Raw genomic sequence first — 16,244 nt, 5'->3', positions numbered from 1 at the left:
CATGCTACCAATAGCATCAAACAACAGCCAGTTTTTTAAGGCAGACAAACAAAGTGCTGCTGCCAATCACGGCTGACTTTTATTCCGGGTACAGTTCTGGCAAAGCAGATTTGTAACCTGCCTTCTGCACTGATAACTCCGACCAGCAAATCCACAAGGCTTTACCTTGCCAGCTTTGCTGCTCTTTCTGATAGAGCTGTTGGTTTAGCAACTGTAATTGCTCTGAAAAAGCAGCATCTTTGCACCAGCTGGCTAATTCGGTTAATGAAGCGGGTGGGCGGCCGAATTGCTGTTCTGCCCACAACATCAGCCATTGCCGTGCTGCTGTTGCATCATTGTCATGACAGGCCCGCTGCAGTTTTTTAGGATTGGCTTTGGCAACCCCTGAGCCTCGTACTACGGCTTTTTCTACAACAGCTTTGGTGGGTCTGAACCAAAGCAGCAAAACAACAGAGCTTAGCCAGAGCAGGCTGATCACCGAGCTGGTGTAATTCCATTGCCATGGGTTAACTTCTGCTGTTTCGGTTAAAGGTGCCTGCTTTGTTGGAACCACCATAGGTGCAGCACTTTGTTGTGGCAGTTCAGGGTTTATCTGCACTGTTAAACGTTTTTCCGGCAAAGTAGCATACTGCACTGAATTGGTTTTTTTGTTCCACCAGGGCAGTTTCACCTCCGGCAGTACCAGCTCGCCCGCTTTATTGGCAACCACTGCCATGCTAAAGACTTTTTGTGATACCAGGGTACCATTACGCTCTGCTTGTTTAGCATGAGGTTGTTCTTTATAGAGTTTTACACCCTCAGGGGCATCGAGAATTAAATCCGGTAACTGATGTTCAGCCACATCCAGCGCTGTGATGGTAATAGTGCGGGTGACAGGTTCACCTTGCGTGAGCTGATCGGTGGCTGGGCTCCATTCTTCATTCAGACTGACTAAGTCAGCAATCAGCCAGTCACCCGGGAAATTATCCGGCTTGGCGGCGACTTCAATAGTGATGTCATTGGCTGTGGCATTAACGGGTTTGGTCTGGGCAAAATAATCATAACGCCCCGAGTTTCTGTCCAGCATTTCGCCGCTAAGTGTTGAACCAGGTAACACAAAAGTGCCACTACGTTCAGGAATAAGTCGATATTGCCGGGTAAAAGTGCGATAACGTTCACCGTTGACCAGTTCTGAGCCTTCTTTGTCTTTCCCCAACTGCTCAATGCTTAGTCCATCCACTTTAGGTTCGCTCAGCGAACCTCGCTGTAAATCGCCCTGAAAAAAGATTTTTACTTCCAGATAGGCCAGTTGTTGTACATAAAGTTGTGTGCTATCCAGACTACTTTGTAAAAACAGCTGAGCGTCATTGGTGCTTTGGGTCTGGGCAGAGCCTTTGACGACTTCGACTTCAATAGGGGAAGAACTAATCCCTTCAATTTCAAAGGCAGGAATAGTAAAGGTACCGCTTTGTTTTGCCTTCAGTAGCAGGCGCCAACTGGTGGTGCGGCTGGCCTGGCCGTTGACGATTTGCATTTGCTGACCCAATGAAGGACCTTGCACTATAAAATCTTTGTCCAGTACCGAGAAATCAGGTTGATGAGCGACCTGATCATCGGCCACCAACTCCAGCACTGCTGTTTCACCTAATAACAAAGGATTCTTATCCAGCGATACTTTTAATTCAGTGAAAGCCCAGACCGGGCTGGACGCTATTAAAAACAGGCATAACCACTGCTTTACCATTCTTCGACAACTCCGGCTGGTGGTTGATCATAACGACGTTTTTGATATTCAATCGCCATCTTGCGGCGTAATAACAAAGAGGGATCATCTTGTACTTTGCGTAATAAATTATCCAGTTGCTGACTTTGTTCAGCGTTTGCATTAGGCCAGGCTTCGGAAATTGCCTTTTGCTGCTGGGATTCTTTTGTATCTTTGTTTTCTTCTGTCTGTTCAGCCAGCTGTTGTTGCTCTTGCTGCTTTTGCTGTTGTTCAGTTTGACCCGGCGGCTGATCTTTTTGTGACGCAGCATCATTGCCTTGTTCAGCCGATTGCTGTTCTGATGACTGTTGTGAGGATTGCTCTTTTGACTGCTGTTTTGATTCAGAGCCTTCACCTTCCTCACCAGACTGGTCGCCGGATTGCTCACCTTGCTGCTCGTCCTGTTGTTCGCCTTCACCTTTTTGCTGTTGTTGTTGCTGCTGTTGCTGTTCCAGCGCTTTTTTTACCGCATCGATGTTTTGCTGAGCTTTATCAAGCTGCGGGTTTTTAGCCAGAGCCTGTTGATAGGCTTCTATCGCATCCTGATATTTTTTTTGTTGCGCCAGACTATTACCTAGATTGTACAGAGAATCTGCAGTATCCAACTGGCGATAGGACTGTTCAGCTGCGGCATAATCTTCTGCTTTATAAGCCGCATTGCCTTTCCATAACGGGTCTTCAAAATTCTGCCAGGCGCTTGAGTAATCCCCTTGCTGATAAGCAGCTTGCGCTTTTTGTTGTTGCGTTTGCCAGAGATCACCCCATTCAAAGGCTTCGGCTTTTGGCATAAAAAGTACCAGCACAAAGACGGTCAGGGCACCACGTTTATGCAGCCACAAGGCGAAAGGTAATACTAACCAGACCAGATAAACCGCATTGTCCTGCCATTGATCACCAAAGAGTTTTTGTTGCTCCTCGCTGTCGGTTTTTTTATCCAGAGGTTTTAACGCCAGCAGTGCTTCGACATCATTATCTTCAGAGCCAGCAACAGCAAAGACACCGCCTCGCAATTCTGCTAACTGCTGTAACTGCGCCAGAGGGACGCGGGGAAGTACTATAGCGCCCTGATGGTCTTTTAATAATTCGCCATTGCTTAAACGTACTGGCGCACCTTGGGTAGTACCAAAAGCCAGCACAGACAAGCGGTGTGGAAAATTATCCATCAGCTCACGCAGGCGGGGATAATCAGATGAAGCAAAGCCGTCGGTAAAAAGCACCACATCACCCTGCACATAACCGCCTTGTTTGAGCAGCTGATCGGCAAGCACTAATGCGGCTTCGAGGTTAGAACCCTGCACCGGCATAATATCAGGACTGAGTTCAGGCAACAGCAGCCGCACGTTATTGTGATCCTGAGTTAAAGGGGATATGACAAAAGCATCGCCAGCAAAGCTGACTAAAGCCAGTTCACCTTCTTTAATACCATTGATGTAATCCAGAGCTTTAAAGCGAGCCTGAGTAAAACGGTCTGGGGATAAGTCTGTGGCGCGCATCGACATCGACATATCCATCAAAATCACAGTGGCTTTTTTAAGTTGAAACACTGGCATGGGCAAACGTTGCCAACTCGGACCCGCCAGAGCAATCACACTCAGCAACCAGATGATTAACAGCAGCCACAACACAGGTTTTTGCTGCTGTTTGGCGGGAACAGTTAATAGCTCCTTTTGCAGATGTGGTGCTATCCAGTGTTGCCATGCGCTTTGTGGTTGACGCAGTTTGGCAAACAAACCCCAAATCAGCAGCGTTGGCAGTAGTAACCAGAAATACTCTGGTCTTAACCAATGAAAATCAGCCCACATGGTTTTTTCTCCCTGACCATCTGATCTGGCCTAAGGCAAGTAACACAGAACAAAACAACGCGGCCAGTAAAGGCCAATGCAACAAACTTTGCTGCGGTCTGTAGCTGATTTGATCGCGCTCTATCGGCTCTAACTGATCCAGCAGCTTATAAATTTGTGCCAGTTCAGCTAAATCACGGGCACGGAAATACTTACCACCGGTTTCTTCTGCGATACGGGTCAGCAGCACTTCGTCCAAATCCTGAGAAGGGTTAATGAGCTGGCGGCCAAAAATGCTTTGTTGCACCATTTGTTCGGCACCAACACCTACGGTATAGACTTTGACTCCGGCGGCTTTCGCCAGTTGCAAGGCTTCCATTGGCTGGATCACGCCAGCAGTATTGGCGCCATCGCTCAATAGGATCAGTACTTTATTTGAAGTTTCATAAGCGTTTAATCGTTTAACGGCTAAACCTATGGCTTCGCCTATAGCGGTGCGTTCACCGACTAATCCCCGTACTGCTTCATCCAGCATGGTTTGAATGGTGGTTAAATCATAAGTTAAAGGGGTTTGCTGATAAGCTGCATCGCCAAACAAAATCAGACCAATACGGTCCCCTTTACGCTGCTGAATAAAATCGCTGACGACCAGCTTCACCGCCTGCAGCCTGTCTATGCTTTGACCCTGATGCTGCATATCACTGATCGCCATCGAACCGGACAAATCCAGCGCTAACATCAGATCCCGGCCTTGTTGTGGCAAGGTCACAGTGTCTCCAAGCCACTTAGGTTGGGTCGCTGCGAGCACTAAAAAACACCAGCACAGCAGCGCTATGAGGGTTTTGACAGAGCGGGGCGCTTTACTTGTCAGTCCATCAGTCTGGCTGCTGGCTTTAATCAGCGCTTTGTGTGTTAAAGGGCTGCCTTGTTGCTGAGTTTTACGGCGCAGCAACAATGGCAAAGGCAGCAGGATAAACAGCCATGGGTAGCTAAATTCAAACATCAAAGCTGCTCCAGCTGTTTGACTGAGACTTTATTCAGCCATTTGGCCGCAAACTGAAGATAACCGCTAAAATCGGTTTGCTCAGACTGCTGCTGGTACAGCAATTTTTGTAAGTCAGGTATAGGCTGTTGGGGTAATTGCTGCTGCAAAAAGTCCTGCCATTGTTTCACTGGCGCAGATAAAACCGGATGTCGTGGGCTGTAACAATGTACCAATCGTTTTAGCAGTTCATTAAGTTCAGCACTCTGATGTGGCTCTTTAATCAGTCGCAATTCTGCTTTGGCCTGACGTAATGGCAAGGCTTTTTGCCATTTTCTCCAGAAAAAACGAAAGCCATAGGCCAGCAGTACAATAAGCAGCAATGCAAGCAACCACCAGCCTGGTGCAGGTGGCCAGAAGGTGTTCAGCATAGGCTCCTGAATATCAGCTAAAGCCAGTTGGGGTTCAGTGTTCGCCATCAGGCCAACTCCTGTTTAATTGTTCAATCAGAGGCAAAGCGGCACTTATTTCTAAATAGCGGCAGTTGAGCTTTTTTAAGTTCAATTGCAAGGCCTGTTGCCATTGGCTTTGTTGCTGCTGATAACTGTGTTTTAACGCGGAGGATCCCAAGTCGAGTGTTTTCAGCTCCTGACCATCTGTTACCGCAGCTAAACCAGAAGCAGACAATGGCAGCTGCAAATCCAAAGGGTCGGTAATATGCACACAACGAATTTCATTATGCTGGCGCATCGCCTGTAAATGACGCAAGCCTTGTGCGTCAAGCGCGCTAAAATCTGAGATCACAAAAAGAAGTGAACCAGGACGGGCTAAACGACGCATTAAACCCAAAGCATGATTGAGGTTGGACTCTGCCGCCATCCCCTGATGTTGCTGAATTTTAATCAGGGCATTTAAATAGCGTAATACGGCCTGGCTGCGTGCTGCAGGTTTGAGCTCCAGCAATTGCTGTTCACTAAATACCAGCCCACCGAGTTTGTCGCCGGTTTCACGCACATGCCAGGCCAATAAGGCGGCTAAATGCGCAGCCTGCACTGACTTAAGCAATAATTGGGTGCCAAACCGCATCGACTCAGACATATCAGTCAGGATAAAAACCGGACGTTCTTTTTCTTCGCGGAATAATTTGGTGTGGACTTTACCGGTGCGGGCTGTGACACGCCAGTCGATAGTACGCACGTCATCGCCGGGTTGGTAATGTCGTACTTCATCAAACTCCATACCACGGCCTTTACTGCGCGCCAGATAACTGCCTGCCAACTTACTTTGAATGGCCATTTTGGGCGCTAAATCCAGCAACGCATGATGACGCTGATAGGCCAGCAGCTGCGGTAAATCCAGATGGATACCGTCTGTGGCCAGTTGTTCAAGCTGAAGTTGGGTATTCATCAAAGACACATCAGGCAACCGGAACCAGTTTTAAAATCTCTCTGAGCACATCGTCTGTGCTTAAACCCTGGGCTTCGGCATCGTAGGTTAAGATCAGACGATGACGTAACACGTTAAAAAATACCGCCTGAATATCATCCGGCGTAACAAAATCACGGCCTTCTAACCAGGCTTTAGCACGGGCACAACGCTCCAACGCAATACTGGCACGTGGACTTGCACCATAAGCTATCCATTTCGCCAGTTGTTCGCTGTAGGCTTTGGCATTTCGGGTCGCCATCACCAGTTGCACTATGTAGTTTTCCAGGCTTTCGGCCATGTGCAGCTTTAAAATATCCTGACGGGCGGCAAAAATATCGGCCTGACTGATAGGGCTTAATTTGGCTTTTTCGTGAGCTAAAGCTTCACCCCGGGTTAAACGCAAAATAGCCAGTTCAGTGGCTGCATCCGGATAATCCACTTTCAGATGTAATAAGAAACGGTCTAACTGAGCTTCAGGTAAAGGATAAGTACCTTCCTGCTCCAGTGGGTTTTGGGTGGCCATCACTAAAAACAGCTCAGGCAACGCATAAGTTTTTCGGCCTACAGTGATTTGTTTTTCCGCCATAGCTTCTAACAAAGCTGACTGCACTTTAGCTGGTGCGCGGTTTATTTCGTCCGCCAGGATAATATGGTGAAACAAAGGGCCTGCCTGAAATTCAAATTGACCTGTTTCAGGACGATAGATATCTGTGCCTGTTAAATCGGCTGGTAATAAGTCGGGAGTAAACTGAATGCGATGAAAACGACCTTCTACCCCATGTGCCAACGCATTGACTGCTCTGGTTTTTGCTAAACCCGGTGGACCTTCCACCAACAAATGACCATTGGCCAATAAAGCTAACAAAATACCTTCCGTCAGCGCATGCTGACCTAAGACCTGACCGTCCAGATAGTCTTTTAACGCGGAGAATGCCTTTACCATAATGCTCACTGCTACTTGTAAGTTATTGTCTTCAGTTAATGTTGTTTATTTTCCAAGCAGTTAGCTTGAAAAAAAGCTAGGCTAAGACCACTTGCTTTTATATAAGGTTCAACACCTTTTAAAACAAGTGTTTTAATTTGCCTGATCTCTGGTTACAATCGAATTATCTACAGGTCAGACCTGTCACGGTAAACACAGAAAGAGGACTTTTATGGCCGCGCCAATACAACTTACCACACGTCAGGGAGACCGTATCGCCATAGTGCGTGGTCTGCGTACTCCATTTGCGAAACAAGCGACCGAATTCCATGGCATTTCAGCGCTGGAACTGGGCAAGCTGGTGGTCAATGAACTGCTGATCCGTAGCGAATTGTCGCCCAAGTTAATAGATCAATTGGTTTTTGGTCAAGTTGTACAAATGCCGGAAGCGCCCAACATAGCCCGCGAAATAGTCCTGGGCACTGGTATGAATGTGCATACTGACGCTTTTAGCGTGACCCGTGCTTGTGCCACCAGCTTCCAGTCTGTGGTCAGCGTGGCTGAAAGTATGATGGCAGGCCACACTGAAATCGCAATCGCCGGTGGTGCAGATTCAAGCTCAGTATTGCCTATTGGTGTCAGCAAAAAATTAGGCCGTGCTCTGGTCGATTTAAACAAAGCCAAAACTTTTGGTCAGAAACTGGCGATCTTCCGCCGTTTAGGTTTAAAAGATTTGTTGCCAGTGCCACCAGCAGTGGCTGAATACACCACAGGCTTGTCTATGGGGGATACGGCTGAACAAATGGCTAAAACTCATGGTATCAGCCGTGCCGATCAGGATGCGCTGGCGCACCGTTCACATAGCCTTGCTGCACAAGCCTGGAAAGATGGCCTGTTAAAAGATGAAGTGATGGCCGCTCATATTGAGCCGTACAAAACCTTCCTTGAAATCGACAACAATATTCGGATGGATTCCAAACTGGAATCGTACAGCAAGTTAAAACCAGTATTCGACCGTCAGTTTGGTACTGTCACTGCAGCGACCAGCACGCCTTTAACTGATGGTGCATCCGCTGTACTGATGATGACGGAAAGCCGTGCTAAAGCTATGGGTTATGAAGTGCTGGGTTATATCCGCAGTTACGCTTTTGCCGCTATCGATGTGTGGGAAGATATGCTGATGGGCCCATCTTATGCGACGCCAATCGCTTTAGATCGTGCCGGTTTGAAGTTATCTGATTTAACCCTGATTGAAATGCACGAAGCTTTTGCCGCTCAGGCGCTGGCCAATATGAAAATGTTTGGTAGCAAAACTTTTGCCGAACAAAAACTGGGCCGTGCTGAAGCTATAGGTGACATTGATATGGCGAAATTTAACGTGATAGGTGGCTCTTTAGCTTACGGCCATCCTTTTGCGGCTACAGGTACCCGTTTAATTACCCAGACGTTAAATGAATTAAAACGCCGTGGTGGTGGTATTGGTTTAACCACAGCTTGTGCTGCCGGTGGTTTAGGTGCAGCTATGATAGTGGAGACTGAATAATGAGCCAGCCGACTCTTGATTCAAAGCCAACTTTTAGCTTAAGCATTCGCCCTGATCATATTGGTGTGATCAGCATGGATGTGGCAGGCGAGAGCATGAATGTGCTCAAAGCTGCTTTTGCTGATGAAATTAAATCTCTCCTTGGCGAAATTAAAAACAATAAAGACATCAAAGGCTTAGTTATTATCAGTGGTAAGCCTGATTCTTTTATCGCAGGTGCCGATATTTCGATGCTTGATGGCTGCACTACAGCTCAGCAAGCCGAAGACATAGGTCGTATGGGCCAACTGGTGTTTAACCAGCTTGAAGCTTTATCTATTCCGTTAGTGGCTGCTATTCATGGCCCTTGTTTAGGCGGTGGTTTAGAGCTGGCTTTAGCCTGTCACGCCCGGGTTGCGACTACAGACAACAAAACTGTATTGGGTTTACCTGAAGTGCAACTGGGTTTATTACCAGGCAGCGGTGGTACTCAGCGTTTGCCTCGTCTGGTCGGTATCCAAAAAGCTCTGGATATGATTTTAACCGGCAAGCAGTTGCGTGCCGCTCAGGCGAAAAAAATCGGTTTAGTGGATGCCGTGGTACCTAAAAGTATTTTGCTGGAAGCCGCAGTACAACTGGCGCTTAAAGGCAAACCGGCAGCCCGTGAAGTCAAACTGAACTTTGTTGGTAAAGTGCTGGAAAAAACGCCTTATGGCCGGGCTATTGTATTTAGCCAGGCAGAAAAACAAACCTTAGCCAAGACTCATGGTAATTATCCGGCACCGCTGAAGATCCTCAAAGCCATTAAAGCTGGTGTGGACGGTGGTTTTAATAAAGGCCTGGATGTGGAAGCCAAAGCTTTTGGTGAGCTCTGCATGACCAATGAGTCCAAAGCTTTACGTTCGTTATTTTTTGCCACGACTCAGATGAAAAAAGAGACTGGGGCAGGGGATGTTCAACCCCGTAAAGTACGCAAAGCCGCTATTTTAGGTGGTGGTTTGATGGGCGGTGGTATCGCCAACGTTACAGCCACTAAAGCTGGCGTGCCGGTGCGGATTAAAGACATCAGCCAGCAAGGTATTTCCAATGCAATGAAATATAGCTACAGCCTGCTGGAGAAAAAGCTGCGTAAACGTTTTGTCACTAAGACTGAAGTACAAAAACAAATGTCTTTACTGACAGGCACGACCGATTACAGTGGTTTCCACGATGTGGATTTAGTAGTCGAAGCTGTGTTTGAAGATTTAAATTTAAAACAGCAGATGGTGGCTGATATTGAAGCAAATTGTTCAGAACATACGGTCTTTGCCAGCAATACCAGTTCATTGCCAATAGGTCAGATCGCGGCCAAAGCGGCTCGCCCTGAAAATGTGATTGGTCTGCATTACTTCTCTCCTGTGGATAAAATGCCACTGGTCGAAGTCATAGCTCATGACAAAACCTCGGCTGAAACTATTGCAACTACTGTAGCTTTTGCCCGTAAGCAAGGCAAAACGCCTATCGTCGTCAAAGATGGTGCAGGTTTTTATGTCAACCGTATTCTGGCGCTGTATATGAATGAAGCCGCCAATATACTGCTTGAAGGCGAACCAGTTGAAGCGCTGGATAAAGCGCTGGTGAAATTTGGTTTCCCTGTAGGTCCTATTACCTTGCTGGATGAAGTGGGTATAGACGTAGGCGCTAAAATATCCCCAATTCTGCTGAATGAATTGGGTGAGCGTTTTACTGCACCAGCTGCATTTGACCGCTTACTGTCGGATGGCCGTAAAGGCCGTAAGACTGAAAAAGGTTTTTACCTGTACGGCGCCAAAGCCAAAGGCAAAAAGCAGGTCGATGCTTCGGTTTATACAGTGCTTGGTTTAAATCCTGCAGCTAAGCTCAGTGGCGATCAAATAGCGTTGCGCTGCGTGGTGCAAATGCTGAACGAAGCAGTACGCTGTTTAGAAGAAGGCATTATCAGCAGCGCCCGTGACGGTGATATAGGCGCCATCTTCGGCATAGGCTTCCCGCCGTTCTTAGGCGGTCCGTTCCGTTATATCGATCAGATGGGTGCCGCCACTTTAGTAGCGCATCTGCGCAGCTTTGAGAGCCGTTTTGGCGCACGTTTTGCCCCAAGCAAGCTGTTACTGGAAAAAGCAGAACAAAACACGACTTTTTATTAAGTTATGTTTTGACTTTAAAAAGGCTCCTGCAGGTTAGGGGCCTTTTTTGTTATTTTCTTTGCCTCTCGCATTTTAGGTTCTGACACCGTCTTTTTTTGTTACATCTTATTCGTCGCATAAGTACGCTCCTGCTGTGGTTGTGAAATCCTCGTTGTGTTAACGTTTTGTTGTTTTTTAACCACCGAATCCATACACAGAAGAGAGAGAAACATGCCCAATCCGGTCCGTATCCTTGGTTATGGAGTTGCTATGCTCACCAGTTTGCACATTATGGCTGCGATGCCTGCATCAGCGCCTGTCGCGCCTATAAAACCTTATGTCGTGAAGTCAGAACATGGCGACAGGCAAGACCCCTATTATTGGTTGCGGGACGATAAAAGGCAGGCGCCCGACGTATTGGCTTATCTGAATGCTGAAAATCAGTATTATCAGCAGTATGCAGACCAGTATAAAAGTTTGAGTAAAAGCCTGGCCGATGAAATTATTGGCCGGGTCAAACAAGACGACAGCACAGTGCCTGTGGTGAAAGGCGATTATTCCTACTACACCCGCTACGAGCAAGGCAAAGAGTATCCGATTTATGCGCGTAAGCCCAAAGCAGGTGGCTCTGAGCAAGTGATGCTGGACGTCAATAGCATGGCAGAGGGCAAAGATTTTTATCAGATAGGCAACTATCAGGTGAGTCCCAATCAGCAGTTGCTGGCTTATGCTGAAGACAGCACCGGTCGTCGTAATTACAACCTCAAAGTTCGTGACCTGCGTACAGGCAAAGACTTAACCACCACTATTACAGGTGCGGAAGCCTCTATCGCCTGGTCGGCTGATAACAGTCAGTTGTTTTATATTGAAAAAGACCCGCAAACTTTATTAGGGACCAAAGTTCGTCGTCATACCTTGGGTCAGGCTGTGGCGCAAGATGAAGTGCTGTACGAAGAAAAAGACAGCAGTTTTTATATGGGCGTCGGCAACACTTCGGATGATCAATACGTGGTGATTTGGCTTGGCAGCACAGTATCCAATGAAATGCTGGTGCTGAAATCTGACGATAAAAAAGGCAAATTTACCGCCATAGCACCCCGTCAACGCGATTTTAAATATGAAGTGGAACATATAGATAACCGCTGGGTGATCATGACCGACTGGGATGCGCCAAACTATCGTTTAATGACGGTTAATGACGACAAGATAGGGGATCGCAGTCGCTGGCAACCCTTGCTTGCGCATAACCCCGATGTGTTTATTGAGTCCTTCCAGCTCTTTACCGACTATCTGGTGATTAACGAGCGCAGCAATGGTCTGGACAGAGTGCGTTTGATGCCATGGTCTGATTTAAGCAAAGCACAGTATGTAGAATCCGATGAAGCCGCTTATGTGGCCAAAACCGACAATAACCCGGAGCAAAACAGCCTGTGGTTGCGTTACAGCTATACCTCTTTGACGACTCCACCTTCCGTCTATGAAATGCATATGAAAACAGGTGAAAAACGTTTATTGAAACAACAGGAAGTCTTAGGTGGTTTTGATAAAAACAACTACCAGACAGAGCGGGTTTGGGCCACAGCCAAAGATGGCACCAAAATTCCGGTTAGCCTGCTGTATAAAAAAGGTCTGAAAAAGGACGGCACTGCACCTTTGTATCAATACGCCTACGGCTCTTACGGTATATCCAGCTCTCCATCTTTCCGTAGCACAGTCTTGTCTTTAGTAGATCGTGGTTTTGTTTATGCTATAGCTCATATTCGGGGTGGTCAGGAAATGGGCCGCAGCTGGTATGAAAACGGCAAGTTGCTGAAAAAGGTCAATACCTTCACCGACTTTATCGATGTGACGGACTATCTGGTGGCACAAAAATACGCTGCGAAAGATAAGGTCTTTGCGATGGGCGGCAGTGCAGGTGGTTTGCTAATGGGTGCTATTGCCAATATGGCTCCGGATAAATACCGTGGCCTGGTGGCTCATGTGCCTTTTGTCGATGTAGTCACCACTATGCTGGACGAGTCTATTCCTCTGACGACCAATGAATTTGACGAGTGGGGCAATCCAAAACAAAAAGTCTATTACGACTACATGTTGTCCTATTCACCTTATGATCAGGTCAAAAAGCAGTCCTATCCGGCCATGTTGGTTACTACAGGCTTGCATGACTCACAAGTGCAGTATTTTGAACCGGCAAAATGGGTGGCTAAGCTGCGTACCGTCAAAACCGATCAACACCCTCTATTATTTCGCACCAATATGGAAGCGGGTCATGGCGGCAAATCCGGGCGTTTCTCGCGCATGATTGAAATTGCTGACGAATACGCTTTTATTTTGTCTTTGTTGCCAGTAACACAAACAACACCAGCAACTCCGGCTTCTTAGTCTAAAGCTATAAAATGGCGGCGCTGCATTTGTGATGTGCGCCGTTTTTTCTTTTTTAGCACCATGACTCAGACTTTCGTCGCATTTGTTGGTGTTTTTCGCAGTCAAGAGGTTATCTGTCTGGTATAGTGCGGCGGTTTTTTAAGCAGAGTTACTAAGCGGGAGTTCAGTGTGGTTTTTATCCTGAGTCTTTTATGTCTGAGCAGTGTCAGTGTTTATATTGCGGCTTTACGTGCCGGAATGGCGGCTAAACGCTGGGCTTTGGCGGCTTTATGTTTAGGACCTTTAGTGCTTCCTCTGTTTCATAATCATAAAAGACTGACGCTACGCCGTGCCTTTGGTCGTTTTTCTAATTACTTTTAACATTGATCCTGCCTGATATTCATTACGTATCAAAATTTGCAATTTGGACGGATTAAAAGGGTTATTCGTCAACCAGTTGCGATTGTTTTCTGAACAAAATGCGGCTTCTGTGGCATTCCAAAATCATTTCTTTTGACAAAGCAAAATTTTTGTTTGACGAGTCTGATTTTGTTTACCATACTGCGCACAGTTTGATTCGGATAGCTGTAGATACAACAAAATTAGAGGAAAAAAGTGATGCAGCAAAGTTTTGTCGCTAATCGTCGCTTTTTCGATGACCAGAATTTCCCTAAGGGATTCACCAGGTCCGGGCGCTTTACTCTGGCAGAGGGTAATCTGCTGGAAAAACATGGCAACGCCATGCAGGAACTGGAAGCAGGCTCACGCCAGCCAGTCAATGAAGAAGAACAACGTTTTATCGCTGTTTGCAAAGGCGAACAGGAAGCAGCCAGCCAGTATGAAAAGGTTTGGTTGAAGTACAAGCAACGTTTGCAGGAAAAACGCAAATTCCATACCGTGTTCGGTAAGAAGCGTATTGCAGATGGTGGCGAAGACTTCTCTTTTGTAGATAACGACGCAGATTAAAAGTAATACGCTGAAAAGAGGGTTAGTACAGAGCCGGTACTTGGTATTGGCTCTGTACTAACCCTTTTTTTGTTTTGTGTTATTGATGCTACCCAGCCGAAAGACCAGAGCCTTTTTAACCTGGCACAGCTGTTAGTTTTGGTTTTTGTTGTTTTTGTTGTTTTAAGAACAAACCAAAATCATGGGCTGACAACGGTTTACTGTAGAAATATCCCTGAATAATCTCACAGCGCAGCTGTTTAAGCTGCTGCAGCTGCTCTGCTTGCTCTACCCCTTCGGCTACCACGGTCAGGTTCAGGTTGTGCGCTATGGTGACTATAGTGTCTACCATATTGCGGCCACGGGCTGTGTTCATATCGTCGATAAAAGCTTTGTCGATTTTAAGTGTATTGAGCGGAAACTGCTTTAAATAAGCTAAAGACGAGTAGCCGGTGCCAAAGTCATCCATGGCTAAATGAATACCGCGAGCCCGTAGTTTCTTCATGGTATCTATAGCCAAAGTGGGCGATTGCATCACTGTGCCTTCGGTGATTTCCAGCTCCAGGTGATAAGAGGGCAGCTCAGAGCGCTGCAGTATGTCGTCTATCTGCTCACACAAAAATGGCAGCATAAACTGCTTGGCTGATAAGTTCACGGCAACGCGGCCATGAAACAGACCCATATCTATCCAGCGTTTGACGTCTTCACAGGTTTTTTGCAAAACCACTTCACCAATTTCAAGAATTTGGCCTGTCTCTTCTGCCACAGGAATGAAAGAGGCCGGGCTGATTAAGCCTTTTTTCGGTGTGATAAATCGCACCAAAGCTTCCATACCCACGAGCTGACCTGTGACTATGTCCATCTTGGGCTGATAGAACACCGTAAAATAATCTTCTTTTAAGCCATGACGGATCAGGTTTTCCACCTGCAATCGTTTAACCGCCAGCTTGTTCATCGAATCATTAAAAAACAGGTAACGGTTGGCGCCTTCGTGTTTGGCATGATACATGGCCGTATCAGCGTTACGCAGCAGTGCCTGAGGGTCGTGACCATCTTCCGGATACAGTACTATGCCAATACTGCTGGTGATCGCCAGTTCATGCTGTTCAATAAAAAATGGCAGGTTAATTTGTTTCAGTAAGTCTTTAGCCAGGCTGGTAATGCTGTGAATATCATTGGTGTTTTCCAGCACTACTGCAAATTCATCTCCGCCTAAACGATAGAGTTTGGCTTTAAAGCGGGTAAAAAGGCTTAAACGTTCCGACAACTTACAGAGCAAAGTATCGCCAAGTTCATGCCCAAGTGAGTCGTTAATTTTTTTGAAGTTGTCTAAATCGAACACCAAAAGTGCATGTTCGACCTGCTCTCGCACTAACTGGCTTAAATGGCTGGAAAAACGAGCTCTGTTTGGTAAGCCAGTTAAGGTATCCGTATCGGCCAGACGATTAAGCTCAGCTTCGCGTTTTTTTCGCTCACTGATATCAGAAATCACACCAACAAACTGCTGCACCTGGCCCAGTTCGTCTTTAATCACATCAAAACTCAATTCGGCCTGATAGAGCTCACCGTTATGTCTTTTATCTTCAATTTCACCAGCCCAATAACCTTGCTCTAATAAGGATTGCCGGATTTCATGTAAAAAGCGGGCAGGGTAGAGGGAAAGTTCAAACACGCTGTGCAACACAGATTCACGGCTTTTACCTGTCATGCTGACAAAGGCCGGGTTGACTTCTAACAAAGCGAAATGGGTATCACAGACCATCACCGCATCTGAGATGTTATCCAGACAGCGGGCAAATAAGCTTAAGCGCTCTTCCGTTTCTTTGAGCTGTTGAATATTTTTTAAGGTACCGGTCATACGAATGGCCTGACCTTGTTCATTCAACTGCACCACTTTGCCACGATCCAATACCCAGACCCATTGGCCATTGGCCGCTTTAATACGGTAGCTGGCTTCAAAAATTGGGGTCATGCCATGCATATGCTGTTGCAGCGAGCTGGTGACCCGTTCTACGTCTTGTGGATGGATTTCAGAGCGATTCGGCGGAAATTGTTGACTATCGCCCGGTTTTTCAAGAGGTTGATGCCAGGAGCTGGAGCGATACAGCTGGCCTGCCTGCATGTCCCAATCCCATAATTCATCTCCGCTGCCCCATAAGGACAAACGTAAACGCTCTTCACTTTGCTCCAGTTTGGACTGATAACGCCGCATCCGTACTATGCTCAGATGAGCCAGCGTCAGGGCGACTATAGAAAGGGCGGAGATGACAGTCAGCACATAAGGTTGCAATTGTTCCCAACCTGCGGCTAAGGCAGGCGAAGGTACAATAAACACAAGGCTTAATGGCAGTGATAAAACAGGAGTCAGGCGCACAGTCAGACTTTTTTAATTGATATCAATTCACGGTAACCAATGTC

General features: G+C 46.8%; 12 protein-coding genes. 5 read left to right on the top strand and 7 right to left on the bottom strand.

Annotated elements, in window-relative coordinates; all coding sequences use genetic code 11:
• Window positions 1–79 precede the first annotated feature (79 nt).
• Genes LSG34_RS14385 through LSG34_RS14360 form a run of 6 tightly spaced genes read right to left on the bottom strand, consistent with a single transcriptional unit; the run spans window position 80 to window position 6,875 of the window.
• Complete coding sequence (locus LSG34_RS14385; RefSeq protein WP_233009788.1) at window positions 80–1,723, bottom strand: BatD family protein; 1,644 nt, start codon at window positions 1,721–1,723, stop codon at window positions 80–82.
• The gene (locus LSG34_RS14380) at window positions 1,717–3,543 is read right to left on the bottom strand and encodes a vWA domain-containing protein (protein ID WP_233009787.1); all 1,827 of its coding nucleotides are present in this window, start codon (window positions 3,541–3,543) and stop codon (window positions 1,717–1,719) included. Before LSG34_RS14380 ends, LSG34_RS14385 begins: the two co-directional genes overlap by 7 nt.
• Window positions 3,533–4,525: a vWA domain-containing protein gene (locus LSG34_RS14375; RefSeq protein ID WP_233009786.1), complete on the bottom strand. Its 993-nt coding sequence runs from the start codon at window positions 4,523–4,525 to the stop codon at window positions 3,533–3,535. The genes LSG34_RS14380 and LSG34_RS14375 overlap by 11 nt, the downstream gene beginning before the upstream one ends.
• Window positions 4,525–4,983 carry a DUF4381 domain-containing protein gene (locus LSG34_RS14370; RefSeq protein WP_233009785.1) on the bottom strand — a complete coding sequence of 153 codons (459 nt, stop codon included), beginning with the start codon at window positions 4,981–4,983 and terminating at the stop codon, window positions 4,525–4,527. Before LSG34_RS14370 ends, LSG34_RS14375 begins: the two co-directional genes overlap by 1 nt.
• Complete coding sequence (locus LSG34_RS14365) at window positions 4,970–5,911, bottom strand: DUF58 domain-containing protein (RefSeq protein WP_233009784.1); 942 nt, start codon at window positions 5,909–5,911, stop codon at window positions 4,970–4,972. The genes LSG34_RS14370 and LSG34_RS14365 overlap by 14 nt, the downstream gene beginning before the upstream one ends.
• Before the next feature lie 10 nt (window positions 5,912–5,921).
• A complete protein-coding gene (locus LSG34_RS14360; RefSeq protein WP_233009783.1) occupies window positions 5,922–6,875 on the bottom strand; it encodes an AAA family ATPase in 954 nt (317 codons plus the stop codon).
• A gap of 211 nt (window positions 6,876–7,086) precedes the next feature.
• Here LSG34_RS14360 and fadI point away from each other — a divergent pair, with 211 nt between their 5' ends.
• The 5 genes from fadI to maoP all read left to right on the top strand — a co-directional run bounded on the left by fadI (window position 7,087) and on the right by maoP (window position 13,847).
• Entirely contained in the window at window positions 7,087–8,397 is a 1,311-nt protein-coding gene (gene fadI, locus LSG34_RS14355) for an acetyl-CoA C-acyltransferase FadI (RefSeq protein WP_233009782.1), read from the top strand.
• Window positions 8,397–10,538, top strand: coding sequence for a fatty acid oxidation complex subunit alpha FadJ (gene fadJ, locus LSG34_RS14350; RefSeq protein ID WP_233009781.1), 2,142 nt, complete (start codon window positions 8,397–8,399; stop codon window positions 10,536–10,538). The genes fadI and fadJ overlap by 1 nt, the downstream gene beginning before the upstream one ends.
• Window positions 10,539–10,748: 210 nt before the next feature.
• Complete coding sequence (locus LSG34_RS14345; protein ID WP_233009780.1) at window positions 10,749–12,899, top strand: S9 family peptidase; 2,151 nt, start codon at window positions 10,749–10,751, stop codon at window positions 12,897–12,899.
• Between the two features lie 171 nt (window positions 12,900–13,070).
• On the top strand, window positions 13,071–13,262 hold the full coding sequence (locus LSG34_RS14340) for a hypothetical protein (RefSeq protein WP_233009779.1): 192 nt from the start codon (window positions 13,071–13,073) through the stop codon (window positions 13,260–13,262).
• 237 nt (window positions 13,263–13,499) lie between these two features.
• Window positions 13,500–13,847: a DUF413 domain-containing protein gene (gene maoP / locus LSG34_RS14335; RefSeq protein WP_127023839.1), complete on the top strand. Its 348-nt coding sequence runs from the start codon at window positions 13,500–13,502 to the stop codon at window positions 13,845–13,847.
• Between the two features lie 115 nt (window positions 13,848–13,962).
• On the opposite strand, the gene LSG34_RS14330 is transcribed toward maoP, so the two are convergent.
• Window positions 13,963–16,200 (bottom strand): putative bifunctional diguanylate cyclase/phosphodiesterase, encoded by a 2,238-nt coding sequence (locus LSG34_RS14330; protein WP_233009778.1) that lies wholly within the window; start codon window positions 16,198–16,200, stop codon window positions 13,963–13,965.
• Between the last annotated feature and the right edge of the window lie 44 nt (window positions 16,201–16,244).

It is taken from the genome of Rheinheimera faecalis, assembly GCF_021290965.1.
GTDB lineage: Bacteria > Pseudomonadota > Gammaproteobacteria > Enterobacterales > Alteromonadaceae > Pararheinheimera > Pararheinheimera faecalis.
This window is presented reverse-complemented; position numbering and strand designations above follow the sequence as displayed.